Origin of the sequence: Lysinibacillus pakistanensis (assembly GCF_030123245.1) — a bacterium.
In the GTDB taxonomy this organism is placed as follows: domain Bacteria; phylum Bacillota; class Bacilli; order Bacillales_A; family Planococcaceae; genus Lysinibacillus; species Lysinibacillus pakistanensis.
This window is the reverse complement of record NZ_CP126101.1, coordinates 1791128-1805088: the sequence shown is the minus strand read 5'-3', so window position 1 is coordinate 1805088 and position 13961 is coordinate 1791128. Positions and strand designations below refer to the sequence as shown.

The 13961-nt window shown below is 36.4% G+C and carries 16 protein-coding genes; 5 read left to right on the top strand and 11 right to left on the bottom strand.

All coding sequences use genetic code 11. The annotated features are described in order from the left end of the window. Positions 1-155 precede the first annotated feature (155 nt). Positions 156-386 (bottom strand): Zn-binding domain-containing protein, encoded by a 231-nt coding sequence (locus QNH24_RS08560; protein WP_283871633.1) that lies wholly within the window; start codon positions 384-386, stop codon positions 156-158. A 115-nt stretch (positions 387-501) separates the two neighbouring features. On the opposite strand from QNH24_RS08560, the gene QNH24_RS08555 reads away from it, so the two are divergent. Beyond that, the gene (locus QNH24_RS08555; protein WP_283871632.1) at positions 502-786 is read left to right on the top strand and encodes a transposase; all 285 of its coding nucleotides are present in this window, start codon (positions 502-504) and stop codon (positions 784-786) included. A 115-nt stretch (positions 787-901) separates the two neighbouring features. On the opposite strand, the gene QNH24_RS08550 is transcribed toward QNH24_RS08555, so the two are convergent. The 4 genes from QNH24_RS08550 to QNH24_RS08535 all read right to left on the bottom strand — a co-directional run bounded on the left by QNH24_RS08550 (position 902) and on the right by QNH24_RS08535 (position 4689). Continuing rightward, the gene (locus QNH24_RS08550; RefSeq protein WP_283871631.1) at positions 902-2758 is read right to left on the bottom strand and encodes an alpha/beta fold hydrolase; all 1857 of its coding nucleotides are present in this window, start codon (positions 2756-2758) and stop codon (positions 902-904) included. Between the two features lie 57 nt (positions 2759-2815). Next, on the bottom strand, positions 2816-3382 hold the full coding sequence (locus QNH24_RS08545) for a TetR/AcrR family transcriptional regulator (RefSeq protein ID WP_283872772.1): 567 nt from the start codon (positions 3380-3382) through the stop codon (positions 2816-2818). Between the two features lie 199 nt (positions 3383-3581). Then, the gene (locus QNH24_RS08540) at positions 3582-3917 is read right to left on the bottom strand and encodes a Zn-binding domain-containing protein (RefSeq protein ID WP_430675161.1); all 336 of its coding nucleotides are present in this window, start codon (positions 3915-3917) and stop codon (positions 3582-3584) included. 310 nt (positions 3918-4227) lie between these two features. Beyond that, positions 4228-4689, bottom strand: a complete 462-nt coding sequence (locus QNH24_RS08535; protein ID WP_283871630.1) for an NUDIX hydrolase — start codon at positions 4687-4689, stop codon at positions 4228-4230. 863 nt (positions 4690-5552) lie between these two features. Between QNH24_RS08535 and QNH24_RS08530 the strand changes: the two genes are divergently transcribed. Genes QNH24_RS08530 through QNH24_RS08520 form a run of 3 tightly spaced genes read left to right on the top strand, consistent with a single transcriptional unit; the run spans position 5553 to position 7250 of the window. Continuing rightward, complete coding sequence (locus QNH24_RS08530) at positions 5553-6161, top strand: TetR/AcrR family transcriptional regulator (RefSeq protein ID WP_283871629.1); 609 nt, start codon at positions 5553-5555, stop codon at positions 6159-6161. A 13-nt stretch (positions 6162-6174) separates the two neighbouring features. Further along, positions 6175-6453, top strand: a complete 279-nt coding sequence (locus QNH24_RS08525; protein WP_283871628.1) for a hypothetical protein — start codon at positions 6175-6177, stop codon at positions 6451-6453. Further along, positions 6405-7250: an alpha/beta fold hydrolase gene (locus QNH24_RS08520; RefSeq protein WP_283871627.1), complete on the top strand. Its 846-nt coding sequence runs from the start codon at positions 6405-6407 to the stop codon at positions 7248-7250. The genes QNH24_RS08525 and QNH24_RS08520 overlap by 49 nt, the downstream gene beginning before the upstream one ends. A gap of 518 nt (positions 7251-7768) precedes the next feature. Here QNH24_RS08520 and QNH24_RS08515 read toward each other — a convergent pair. Beyond that, the gene (locus tag QNH24_RS08515) at positions 7769-7948 is read right to left on the bottom strand and encodes a hypothetical protein (RefSeq protein WP_283871626.1); all 180 of its coding nucleotides are present in this window, start codon (positions 7946-7948) and stop codon (positions 7769-7771) included. Between the two features lie 288 nt (positions 7949-8236). Here QNH24_RS08515 and QNH24_RS08510 point away from each other — a divergent pair. Then, positions 8237-9372 (top strand): IS3 family transposase gene (locus QNH24_RS08510; RefSeq protein ID WP_283871625.1). Its coding sequence is split into 2 segments (ribosomal slippage): positions 8237-8462 and positions 8462-9372, totalling 1137 coding nucleotides; the frame shifts between segments, so codons are not numbered across the junction. A gap of 363 nt (positions 9373-9735) precedes the next feature. Here QNH24_RS08510 and QNH24_RS08505 read toward each other — a convergent pair. From QNH24_RS08505 to QNH24_RS08485, 5 genes are all read right to left on the bottom strand, one after another. Beyond that, positions 9736-10494, bottom strand: a complete 759-nt coding sequence (locus QNH24_RS08505; RefSeq protein ID WP_283871624.1) for an ABC transporter permease — start codon at positions 10492-10494, stop codon at positions 9736-9738. Beyond that, positions 10491-11240, bottom strand: a complete 750-nt coding sequence (locus QNH24_RS08500; protein WP_283871623.1) for an ABC transporter permease — start codon at positions 11238-11240, stop codon at positions 10491-10493. The genes QNH24_RS08505 and QNH24_RS08500 overlap by 4 nt, the downstream gene beginning before the upstream one ends. Further along, the gene (locus tag QNH24_RS08495) at positions 11237-11959 is read right to left on the bottom strand and encodes an ABC transporter ATP-binding protein (RefSeq protein WP_430675157.1); all 723 of its coding nucleotides are present in this window, start codon (positions 11957-11959) and stop codon (positions 11237-11239) included. Before QNH24_RS08495 ends, QNH24_RS08500 begins: the two co-directional genes overlap by 4 nt. An 83-nt stretch (positions 11960-12042) precedes the next feature. Next, the gene (locus tag QNH24_RS08490) at positions 12043-13047 is read right to left on the bottom strand and encodes a sensor histidine kinase (RefSeq protein ID WP_283871621.1); all 1005 of its coding nucleotides are present in this window, start codon (positions 13045-13047) and stop codon (positions 12043-12045) included. Further along, positions 13044-13721: a response regulator transcription factor gene (locus QNH24_RS08485; RefSeq protein ID WP_283871620.1), complete on the bottom strand. Its 678-nt coding sequence runs from the start codon at positions 13719-13721 to the stop codon at positions 13044-13046. Before QNH24_RS08485 ends, QNH24_RS08490 begins: the two co-directional genes overlap by 4 nt. Positions 13722-13961 lie beyond the last annotated feature (240 nt).

Genomic DNA, 13961 nt, shown 5'->3' with positions numbered 1-13961 from the left:
ATTGAAAAATTTGATGTATTTCTATTACCAGTGTACCATTAATAATTTGCCTATCACGTTCATTCAGGATATTTCTTCAATAATAAGATGATACATTCATGAGGATTTAGTCTATATCCTCTCACCCTCTAACTTAATTAATAATGATAATTTAATTAGTTGAAGTAACTTGACGACTTTACTTTTACATTCATCGTAGAGTCTTGTGGACCAATACAAGATGGGCAGCCAGCTTCATAAGGACAGTTTATAACATGGTGCTGCGTTTTTGTTAATAAATCCTCCCATAAATCATAGACCTTTTCACTTAATCCGATTCCTCCAGGATACTTATCATAAACAAAAAACGTTGGCAGCTTATTATGGGATGCTTTAACTTGTGACACGACTCTACATCACTGCTATCATATGGAACCAAATAAAAAAGCGTTTTTGGAAAAAGGATTTATGAACTGCACCCCAATTGTTAGACACATCTAACAATTGGGGTGCAATTTTTTCATGACAAAATTTACAAATGACCAAAAACTTGAGACCATTACGAGATATCAAAATAGTTCTGAGAGTATAGGAGAAATCGCAAAATCTATAGGTACCTATTGTTCTGTTGTTTCTAACTGGATTAAACAATTTGAATACCATGGCTTATCTGCTTTTGAAAAATCCTATACAACTTACACAACACAGTTTAAAATGGACGTACGAACATTAAGCGGAAATTCAAAAGAAGAACAATTACAGCTAAATTTATCTATAATATCCCATATCCTGTTCATGGGAGTTTAAGTATCTTTCTTCACAAGGTGATTACATGCCATGCGTAAAGAGCAATACTTTGTTCAATTCGCATTTTACTATTTCAGGATACTTTTACTACACGGTTTTTATTTATCCCACAATCTCATCTGCTAGTACTACTATTTTTTATTACCAAATTAGCCGTTTCACTCGGATGGTTAAGAGGAAAATGATGACCATATGGAACAAAATCAACCTTACCCAGATGCGAAGGAGCAGAATAGCCTCTGTCATAATCCCCCCAAATAATGTGAAGATTATACTTTGTTACTTCATTGAAATCACCTTGAACGTTTTTCGATAGTAAACTGTTAAGCTGAACGGTAGTATTTAAAATTCTAGGAGAAGTAAAACTTTTACTTATTTTTTCAATATAATGTTCAGGGATGCTCTCTATACTTTCAAATAAACCATTACTTAATAAATATCGCTCTATCAGATTAGTAGTTGCCAATTTCAATGTCCATTTGTTCATAAATTGAGGAACATTTATGGATTTAGCATTTTTTTTAGCAATAGGTGGCTGAAGTAAAGTAATTGTATACTTCTTATCTATGTACCTCTGTACTAATGCTTCCAATAGAATATACGCACCAAATGAATGGCCAATTAGATGGGCTCCATTAGTAGCTTTCTCCAATAACTTTTTCAATACATTCAAATAGATATTTAAAAGATTTTTCTCTCGTTTAAAAGGAGAACGTCCCAAACCTGGAAGATCCAAAATCCATACAGGTTGACCCGTTTTTTCATGAAGCTCTTGCGCTAAAGGAAATAAATCCTCTCCATCACTCAATAAACCATGTAATAAAATAAACGGTTTCCCCTCTCCTTGTAATTGGTAAAGGGTATTGTTGTCGCATAATGTTCGCTCAAATAAATGATGATGCTCACCATTTTGATACATCAATCGATAATCCAGATCAGCTACTACGGCAGGGAAAAAGTTCATGACACTCATCTTCTTAAACCAATCTCCCCCCCTCATGTTTTTCACCGAACCATTTGAAAATGTTCGTTTTGTTATAAAATTCAGTCCATCAGAAGGAATGTTTGTTACTTTACTTACTCCACTTTTCATTATTGTTTTCATAAGCGGCATTGGAACAGAGATTTTTGGTGCCCTCATATTCATACTTTCCGACATAACACTTAATAATTCAGCAATGTTCGGATCGTTCTCTTTGTCATCAACAAGTGTATATGTTTGAATAGCCGGCTGCTCCAATTTGAAAACCTGCACAATAAACTTCGCAAACTCATCGTTTGAAATCAGTGGCAACCTATATCCCTTACCTCCAGGAATCACTGGCATGAGCCCTCTTCGCATACTTGTCACAAGCAAACCTAATCCTGCTATCTGCTCTGTACTCCCTGTTTTACTACTACCGACCACAGTTGGCGGATTAATGACAGACAGCGGATAACCTACTGCTGATGCCTGTTGACGGATATAAAGATCTGCTAAAAATTTTGTTTTCTCATATGGATTTTTTATTTTTAAAAATTTGTTTCCTTCTTTAAATACATCTATCGCAACCTTGCTATTATTATCATCAAAGGGACTCATATAGCCTACAACATGAATAAATTGCTGCAAGCCCTTCAATTGATGAATACTTTTAGCGAATTCATTAATATGTTTGGCGCCATTCAAAAATACAGAAGTTGCCTCTTTGTTTGTCGCTTGAATATCCATGGAGCCTCCTGCGTGAATAATCACATCCGTTTTCAATACCAACTCCTTATCTTCAGCACTTAGACCTAAGTCTATTTTCGTTAAATCACCTTCAATAAAGTGCATATTTTCCTCTTTTAAGATGCCTCTTTCCTGAAAAATGTGTGTTGCTTTACTTTTCGACCTCACTAAAAGAAGAATGTTCACATCCTCTTTGGCTAATTCATTCACTAATTGCTTTCCAATAAAACCTGTTCCACCCGTTAAAAATACTGTTCTCATAAAAATCCTCCTAGTAGTACTATGCAGTACTAATTTGATGTAAAAAAAATGCTTCTTTTATCGAAGCAAGTTAAACAAATGATCTGCTGTTTTCATGATTACAGTTGCATCCTCCAGTGTTTCTGAAATAAATAGCGCTCCCTCAAGATTTGTAATAAAAAGAGATGCAACCTCGTCAATATTTATTGTCTTTCTAAATTCACCATTCTCTACCCCTTGTTTAAGGAATAGAGAAACTTTCGTTTGTAAGCCTTTAAAAAAAAGACCTATTTTTTCTTTTACTTTAGTGGCATTTGTAGGACTTTGAATATAAAGCGTAATAAATGGACAGCTCCCCTTATATTCTCTCGTCTGAACTCCTTGTGATATTTGCTTTAAAAACAGTTGGATACGATCTTCAACTAATAATTGATTTTGAGATAGTAAGTCATCTATTGCAGATTGATACATTTCAATCCAATAATCAACGACCCCTTCCAACAATTCTTCTTTATTAGAGAAGTGATAATACACATTAGACTTTGAAACTTTGCTTACACGAACTAATTCATCCATGCTTGTATAAGCAAACCCTTTTTCTAAAAATAATGTTGCAGCTACTTCAATCACACGTTTTTGATTCATTAATTTTACCTTTGTCATGATTAGTACTATACAGTACTACAATAGATGTTGCAAGTATTTTTGTTAGTTTAATAAAAAAATTGTCAAAAAAAGCTATACTTTAATTGATTTTACTGCCTTTTGGGGCAATACAAGACGGGCAACCAGCTTCACAAGGACAGTTTATAACATGGTGCTGCGTTTTTGTTAATAAGTCCTCCTATAATTCATAGACCTTTTCACTTAATCCGATTCCTCCAGGATACTTATCATAAACAAAAAATGTTGGTAGCTTATTATGGGATGCTTTAACTTGTGGCACGACTGCTACATCACTGCTATCACATTGAATAGACAGAGGTATATAGGCATTCATTGCGTAGGCTATTCCAATCATTACCTCGGTCAATTCTGCCTCTGACCACTGCTCTGATAAATGAAGTGATAGCCAGGTGGCACTTATATGCATCTCATCTGGTGGTAAATGGATTGGACCTGATGATCCGATATTATCATGAGTGCCGAAGCGTATTGCTTTCATTTTCAATATGGTCAATCAGTTCTTGTTCTGTTACTTTTTCGCGAATATGGTCATAGCCTTTTTTAAGATTTCAATCTCCTGCTTTAACCAAAGATTTTCTTTTTGGATCGAAGAAACTTCCGCTGCAGTTAATTCTTCTGTACCTTCGATTGGAGAATGTAACTTAATTCATTTATAAATAGTTACTTCAGAAACGCCATATTCGCTAGACAGTTGAGAAAAAAGAGCTTCATATGTAACTCATTTTCCTCAATTAAAGGACCTGTTAGTTGTTTATGAAAAAGATTGTTATCTCTACCCTTTTTGATGTTCTCACTCCGTCAGATTACTTTATTATGGGCAAAGTCACTTGGTTTACCCAATCCTGAATGAATCGCTTTTGATGTGTGTTCAAATGAGGTAGGTCATTGCGAGTAAAGAATCTATGTTCGTGACTTTCTTCTGTTTCATGAATTAATTCTCCTGAAAAACAACTTGAATGGAAAATGATCTGGATGCTGAAAACCTTATCTCCATTCGGATATTCTGCAAATCCTTCTTCTCCTGAATAAAGGCCAAACAACTTTAATTGTTCAACTATCAATCCTGTCTCTTCAAATGTTTCGCGCACAGCAGTTTCAAGAAAAGTTTCTCCAGGCTCCATAACACCGCCTGGGATACCCCAAACATCCCGATCTTTTCGATGTTGAAGTAAAATTTGATTCTCTTGTTCAATAATAATTCCACAACCAATAGTCATTAGCATTTCATTTCCAATTAACTTACGAATTGTTTGTATGTAGTTCATTACTCCACCCCTTAAATCACTAGTTTTTATTTATTCCTTTCAAATTAATACGATTATTGTTCCTATAAGTTCCAATTTTTGAATGTTCATATTAAAAACTTAACTACCTGTTAGCCATCCTTGAAACGCAAAAATCAGCACTTCATCACAGATAATGAAGCGTGTTGTCGTAACGTTCAAAGAATAGAAAAAAAACACTGAAATTCATCGAATATATATCAATATCGAGAGTAACAAAGGTAAATCACTAAACACGTTATTCATTCAAGTGCTAGAAGGTAAAGTTGTAGTACAAGGCACAAATGCTACTTTAAAATCGCTTGGTGAAGTTGCTGCAAATATTGTAGAAGCTAATAAACCTGATGGATTTACGTGAGGGACTAGTCAACCCTAAAGTATTCCAATATACTTCGACAATGAATGCTTATAAAAGATTCATTTAAGCTAAGTGAAAATAAAAGGCATTAACGATAAGGATTTATCCTTTCTTGTTAATGCTTTTTTCAGCTCCTAGCATTGGTGTCAGGAACCGTATATTTACAACGTTAAGGAAATTCCAATATTAAAAAGCAAATTTCTCAGTATTAAAATTGAGAAATTTGGCTTTTTTCGTTGCTCCATTAAAGCGCCCGTTAATTGAAGAAGAACCCCCTCTTTTATTACACATTATCCTTCTCATCCTTAACAAAGAAATTAATCTCCTTTAAGTGCTCATATAGTGCAGCGTATCTAATTTGGATAAAATATTCCGAGTTTTAATTCAACTATTTTTATGCTATAACCATGACTCTTACCAGCGTCTAGTCTTATTACATTTATATTGACTAAATTTATTATAAATAGTCATCAAAGGAGAAGAACGTATGCCTAAGATCATAAGTGAGCAGGAGAAGGAGCATATCAAAAATGCAATGTATATCAAAGGGATAGAGCTCATTCGTAAGAAAGGCATGAAGCGAGTTACGGTTGACGATATTACAGCAGCTGTGCAAATAGCCAAGGGTTCCTTCTATACCTATTATCCTTCCAAGGAAGAATTTCTCTACCACATTATAAAGCAAAATGAGCAAGCTTTACTTGACCGAGTTCTTGAAATCGGAGCTAGCTCGGGACATTTTAAGGACAAGATTACGCATGCACTTCGTGAAATTTACTTGGCGCCAGATAGTCTTGCACTCTATGTTCAGCCATCGGACCTAGAATATTTGCTGCGCAAGCTTCCAGATCCTCTTAACAAAAAGGAACAGGATAAATCCAAAACTAATTTTCAGAGTACAATGAATGGCTTGGGAATAGAGGATGCTCAATGTGATTATAGCGTACTTGCGAATTTAATGGATGGCTTACATTTTATCGCCTCAAATCAAAACCAATACGGTGAACAAGGAAGGACACAAGCATTAAGCATTCTTGTAGAAGCAATTGCAGAATATCTAAACAAGTGCAAGCAAAATTCAACCAAAAATAACTAGAGGAGGCATTCATATGAATCACTCTTTGATTATTTTCATAGCGGCTATTGCCAGCATCAGTATGGCGATTTATTGGTTTCTCTATACAAAGAAGCGTGCAAGAGCTTGTCATATCCATACACCAAACGGAATAGATAAGGGCGAGTATGTGACGATCAGTGGAATACAGCAGTTTTTATATCATCGTGGTGAAAATAAGGATCACCCCGTCCTCTTATTCCTGCATTGGGGCCTGGCAGTCCGATGCTTCCTTTTGCCCAAGATTTTCAGTTTCCTTGGGAAGATAAAGTAACCGTTGTCCACTGGGAACAACGAAACAGCGGTAAAACCTTCTTAGCGAATGATCCACAGAAAGTCACGCCAACAACAACGATTGAACAAGCGTTACTGGATACATATGAAGTTGTAAGCTATTTACAAAAGAAATATAACAAAGAGCGAATCCTTCTGCTTGGTCATTCATGGGGTTCTATCATAGGTAGTCTATTCACCATGCAATATCCGCAGATGGTTCAAGCCTATATTGGAGTTGAACAAGTTGTAAATATGTTTGAAAACGAACGAATTGGCTACGAGAAAGCATTGGAATGCAGCAGACAAGTAAAAAATCAGAAAGATATTAGCACCTTACAGGCTTTAAGTCCTTATCCCGAGCACCATTTTAGTGATGCCATGGTCAAGAAGCTTATGAAACTTCGTAAGTTGCAAGGTAAGTATAAGCTTGCGATGCAACCATCACTTCAACTAGTTATTAGCGTACTATCTTCTCCATTTTATTCGTTCAAAGATATTAAATACATGTTTATGAGCGATGTACTAGAAATAAAACAGCGTGCTATTTTGGAATTTTTGTTTAAATCCTATGATCTGAACATGGTAACTTCAGACTATCAAGTTCCAGTATTCTATATCCATGGCGAGGATGACTGGCAAACTCCTTATTCTCTCGCTCGCACATACTTTGATCAACTCAAGGCGCCAATGAAACAATTTTACTCCATACCAAATGCTGGACATGTGACGATGCTTGATCAGAAGGAGCTATTCAACGAAGCTTTATTCGACATTATCGATCAAATCAAACATTAATTACCAAAGCCATTCCATCATAGCACCATGATGGAATGGGACTCGAATATCTCAACCAAGTCAGTATGCACAGGCTTCACAATATATGTCAAATGCTCTTATACAACTAAATGGTCCTTTAGATGAAGAAAGAAAAGCGCCCGATTAAGGAAGATTGTTTTTCAACTATAGCTCCTGTAATGAAGTATAGGAACGGTAAAAAAATGCAGTTATACAGCTTAATAAATTGCTCTATATTCAGGTTTTTATTCAGATAACACACTCTGAAAAATCTCGAAAAGTCCTATATCGTAGCTATGTTTATATAGCTTTGCATAAAAAGCTGTATAAACAATAGTCCTCGTAAAAAGGCACGAACGTTGATTTAACAACACTCGTGCCTTTTTGGTGTGTTTCCAAACTTTTGTTTGGGACGTTATTTTTATGTGATTGTATAGCTTAAATAAACGTATCAATCGAACTCGATGTAGGTTTTACTCGCTGTTGTGCTTCTTCTTTTAAAGCATTGATTGTTTATTTTATCCAACTTTAGATTGAATGTTTTTAGTGTTCTTTTTTAATCCCGTTGCTACCCCAATCATACAAAATGTTATTGCAAGAGAAGACCAATCAAAAGTGCCTAACTTAACTAAATCATAAGTAAAAGTGATAATAGCAAGAACTGCAATAGTGTAAAAAAAGTAAAGTAATAATTTCATAAGAAACACCTCATATATTAATATAATCCTACAGATTGTAACATTATTCCTTTTTTGTTTCTATATCAGTCAAATAATTTCTAAAAAAGTTCCCAAAGCTTCGTTTGGTAACATTAAGTGCTTAACGTTGTAAATCTACATTTTTCTGATGTATAGCGTTAATAAAGTTGTTTAATTCTTATTGAACTAAAGCCTCCATTAGCTTAATAAGATGAATGTAGAATGGAGTCATGGACACATCCTGGTTAAGTAAGTATTATTATAACCAAGAGAGGACGTGTCTGTTTTATGAGTCAAAAACGATACAATCAAGAATTTAAACAAACTGTAGTAGATCTTTATCACTCTGGTACATCGGTCAGTCAACTGTCTAGCGAATATGGTGTTTCTGAAGTAACTATTTATAAATGGATTAAGTTACATTCTCCTATCGAAGGTGCAGAAGAATTAACTGCAGCGGAAGTTTCTTCGATTCAAAAAGAAAATCTTCGGTTAAATCAGGAGATTGAAATTTTAAAAAAGGCTATGACCATATTCGCGAAAAAGTAACAGAACAAGAACTCATTGACCATATTGAAAACGAAAGCGAACATTATCCTATTCAATTAATGTGTCGCGTTTTAAAGGTACCCAAAAGTACGTATTATCAGTCTTTCCACAAGAAACCTAGTGTCTATGAAGTTGAAAACAAAAAAATTACGGAGCGTATTTGTGCCATTCACAAAAATAGTGATGGTCGATACGGTGCGCCGAAAATACATGCACAATTACTCAAAGAAGGCGTGAAAGTTAGTATCAAACGCGTACAACGACTCATGAAAAAAGCTGGCATTCGCTCGAACATCACAAAAAAGTACCGTCCGACGCCAACACAAAAGCCCGTGGAAGAACGTGAAAACGTACTCGAACAAGATTTTCAAACAACGACGATTAATGAAAAATGGGTAGCTGATATTACGTATATCCATACGATTCGTGATGGATGGTGCTACTTGGCGTCGGTTCTTGATTTACATTCGAAGAAAATTGTAGGGTATAAATTCGGTCGAAAAATGACCGTAGATCTGGTTGTTGAGGCATTGGATCACGCTGTACAAGCACAAAATCCAGCCTCAGGATTGATCATCCATACCGATTTAGGTACGCAATATACGAGTGAAACATTCCAAGAAAAACTAAAAAAGCACGAAATGATTCCGTCGTTCAGCCGTAAGGGTTGCCCATACGATAACGCTTGTATCGAATCTTTTCATGCAACATTGAAAAAAGAAGAAGTCTATCGAACGCGCTATGAAAATTATGAAACAGCTAGAATTGCACTATTTCAATACATTGAAGGTTGGTACAATCGCAAACGAATTCACGGTGCTATAGGCTTTTTAACGCCTGATGAATGCGAAAATATGTGTCGAGCTGTAGCGTAAAACTTTGGGGTTCAAGCAATCTTTCCCTTCATATTTTTGGGCGCAACCTCCATGGATTTCTCGCTCTACATCCCGTGTAGTCTGTCAAAGGCTCTTTTCACTTTGACTGGCTACACGGGATGTGGAACACTCCATAAATGGTGGTTGCCACAAAACAAAAACTTAACTTTTGTGTGTCCGTAATCTTGACTTAGATCCAAGAACAGAGACACTTTAATTGAACAAGTAAATTAAAGTTTTTAAACAACTATATTTATAATTAAAGAACTATATTATTACTCAACAACAGGTAATGAAGGAATGATTCTTTCTCCATCTCTATAAATCAATTTCCTTATTTTGTATAAATGGTGAAACCTAAACTTAGGCATCTCGCTTACGGTAAAATACAATAGCTACTGTAATAAAGATCAGTGTCCATAACATTGAAACACCTGTCCCTTGCATTGGTGTAAGGACATTTATTTCATCAGAGGAAGGCGGCATATACATATAATATCCTGCCGTATCCGGAAAATAATTTTTAATACTGGGTGAAAAATCTATCAATAATGGACTGACAATGAAATAATGACCAAGCAGTACCACTAAAGCAGGGGTGGTTCGTCTGAGTAGAACGCCTATAGCTGCACTGAGAAGGGTGGTTAATGTTAGATAGCCGGTTGCACCTACTAAAGTTTTTATCATAGCGTCTATTTCAATCACTAATGCTGTGTCTCTCATCATAATAAAAGCATAAAGTACACCTGATGCAGCAATAAAAAACGCCATAGGAATGGTTACAATTGCCAAAGATAATAGCTTCGTGGATAGTTGAAACCCTCGCCAAGGGATCGTAGTTAAAGTAGTTCGAATCTGTCCACCCGTATACTCTGAACAAGTAGCTAAGATACCTAGAATAATGAACCCTGCTTGCAGATATCCCATAGAAGCAAGTCCTATTTTCAGTATACTTTGCGTTCCTGCTGCCCCTTGTAGACCAGCAGAAGTAAAAGCTGCTGCTAAAACTAAATTTAGAATGAATGTCCCCATAAGAGTGAGCCATACCAATGGTAATGTAACTAATTTTTCCAGTTCAGCACCGAGGATAAGTGTTATCTTTCTACTAGAAGAGACACTCATGATGTAACGTCCCTCCTATGGAATACAATGGCTGCGACAATGAAAAGAACAGCTACCCAAGCAAACATGATTAAACCACCTGTGAATGGGGTGTGAAAACTGTCGCTCGTAAACATAAACATATCAACGCCAGCCTTATCTGGTAAGTAAAACGCTAATTTTGTAACCTTAGCAAGGAGGTAAGAGACTGTCACAACTGATGAGTTTATCATGAGCACAGAAAGCGGGATAATGCCATTCTTAGTTAGAACCGTAATCCCAAATGCTAAAAGAGCAGTAAATATCCAGTAACAAACCGCGCCGATCAGTCTAGATGCTTCAAATGCAGGGGCGTATTCACCAAGAATAAGATTTGTCGCTGACACAGTTGTTAGAATAGCAACAATGGAAAGCAGTATGCTGATCACTGTCACTGCACTTGCTTTTGCCAGCAAAAAGTGGAAACGGGATGATACAACAGTTAAACTCGTTGTAATCTGATTCCCTCCACCAGATTCACTGCTCTCTGTCAAATACTCACTGCTGACAGCAAGCACACCAAGAATAATGACACCTTGTACACCAAGACCTAAACCAATATAGCCAACTTCCGATAGACGTGTGCTAACTCCAGCTATAATCTTCTCTTTTTGTGCTGTACTGTCCAAGGCAGCAATGACCGCTGGGGCAAATGCTCCAATAAGAAAGGCAAGCCAAATACCCGGCAGGGAGAACAATTTAGATAGTTCCGCGTTAAATGCTCTCATACAACATCACCTGCATTTTTAGATGTCAGGGCAAAAAAAGCTTCCTCCAGCGTGGAATGATTACCTATTACTTCTTTCAATGTTCCATTTGCAACGATTTTTCCATGATTAATAATCACCACATCATCAACAGTCTCTTCAAGCTCTCCCATTAGATGACTGGATAGTAACACCGTGTTTCCAGACTCAGCGCGTTCACGTAAAAATGTCCGAATCCAACGAATTCCTTCTGGGTCGAGCCCGTTTACAGGTTCATCTAAAACCAATATTTTTGGATCACCAAGTAGTGCAGCTGCCATTCCAAGTCTTCTTCCCATACCTAAGGAATAATTTCCAATTCTTTTACCAGCTACATTCGTAAGACCTACTATTTCCAGAACTTCCTCGACACGTGAGCGAGATAATCCTGAGGCACGAGCAATCCAACGCAGATGTGCTCGTCCTGTTCGCATACGATGAGCTCCAAATCCATCAAGTGCGGCACCTACTGTTACTAGAGGATTATGTAATTCTGCGAATGGCTTTCCATTAATTAGTGCACTCCCTGAGGTGGCACGATCTAATCCAAGCAGGATGCGAAGTGTAGAACTTTTACCTGCCCCATTCGGACCTAAAAAACCGGTTACTCTACCTGGTCTAGCTTTAAAGCTGATACCTGATAAGATTTCTTGAGTTCCGCGATGTTTGACTAAGTTATTAATCGTAAGCAACCACAACACTCCCTTTCCGTTATGGTTCTAATTATAAAAAAGCAAAGTTAAATCTCGGTTATCTTGCTGTTTACTTCTGGGTTAACTTTAGGTTAAGCTCTACCAATAGCTACTCTTGTGCCATTTTCATTTGATGTAAAGTCAGCTTTCAGCTTCATTTTTTTCAACATATAATTTGAAGCCGATAAACCAATCCCCGCCCCACCCTCATAGGAAGAGTTATCCATACCTGGACCTCTGTCTGCAACAATGATCAGTTCTTTTTCTAGATCAACCACAATGTTTGTATATTTTCCCTCTGCTGCATGGCGAAGAATATTCTGAAATAAATTATCCAGAACCCGTGTCATCCATTTAGGATCTGCTTCCCAATAAAAAGTATTCTCTGTCGGTAAATCAACATCTAACTGAATTTCTTTGTCTTCAAATGCAGGATACCACTCAGCGACAGATGCTCTTACTAATCGTACAATATCTGTTGAAGTGGGATGAAAAGGATGTTTCCCTGATGAAAGCAATGTATAGGAAAGTAAATCATCCATTAGATCTCCGACTCTTGTAATCGTATGGTTCATCTCTGCTAATGAGTCTTGCCCTTCAAAACTCATGGATTCTTTATTTAATCTGGTGATAAGTCCTCTCAAAATGGTAAGTGGCGTTCGTAAGTCGTGAGATAAATTCGCAATGAGTCGATGGCGTAATAATTCCTCTTCATATTCTCGCTTGCGACTGCCTTCAAGCTGCTGAATCATCCAATTAAAAGAACTTCCTAACTGGTCTATTTCATCCATACGATCCGTTTGAACAGATATTGGTTCAGGAAATGAATTATTATTAGCTGAAAATGACATGACTTCCTGTAAGCCGGTGAGACGTTTACGAAGTCTCATGAAGAACAGCCAAGATATTACAACAAATGCGACAATAATAAAACCAAACAAAAGTACGGTAAAGTAAAACAGATTTAACATATTCATTTCTTTTTCATTGCTATCAGGAACGAACGCAGTGAAGAAAATAAGCACAAGAAGAGGAAAAAAGATAAATAGAAAATGCACTTTTAGAAAACGACTAAATAATGATCTATTCTGTTTCATAGTTTCACCCGATAGCCTATTCCCTTCAACGTTTCAATAATTCCTGGGGAATCTGGATGACGTTCCAACTTTTGACGCAATCGATGGATATGCACCATTATTGTTTTATCCCCAGTAATATAAGCTTCTTGCCAAATGGCTTCATAGATTTGTTCTTTGGGTAAAACCTGATTAGGATGGCGTAAGAAGTACATTAATATTTGATGTTGTTTCCCTGTTAATATAATTTCTTCACCTGTGCGTTTGTCGTATACCATTTGAACTTCTGGATCTACTTCAATATCATTTCCTAATGAAATGCGCTCGGAATGTGTTCCACCACTTCGACGGATTAATACTTCTAATCTTGCAACTAATTCATCAGTATGGAAGGGTTTCGTTAAATAGTCATCAGCAAATTTTAAACCATCTACTTTATCTTCTATCGATGTTCGAGCAGATAACAGCAATATAGGAACGGCAGGAGCTGCCTTCTTTAATCGTTTTCCCACAGTAAATCCGTCTAACCCGGGTAGCATGATATCCAAAATAACTAATTCATGCTGATTTACTTCTCTTTCGGCTCCTTCACCTGAAAGCAGCCATTGAACTGAAAACCCTCGCTGTTCCAATTCTTCTTTTACCCAACTGCCTATTTTCTCATTATCTTCAATATATAATACGCTTCTTTTCAAGTAACATCCCTCTCTAAATTTCAAAACTTTTAATATAATTTTAATTCTATCAGAAACTCCCCCTCTTCTTCCTCAATATTCCTGCTCATTAGTGATTCATTCCATAAAAAAAGTTAGGTTCTTATTAAATTCTTTCTATTAGTTTTATATCAGATATATTTATCTTTCTTGAAGTAAAGCACCAGCAGTTGAAGATAGAAAATTTAATTTCATTTCTGATACTTGAATCAATTTCATAAA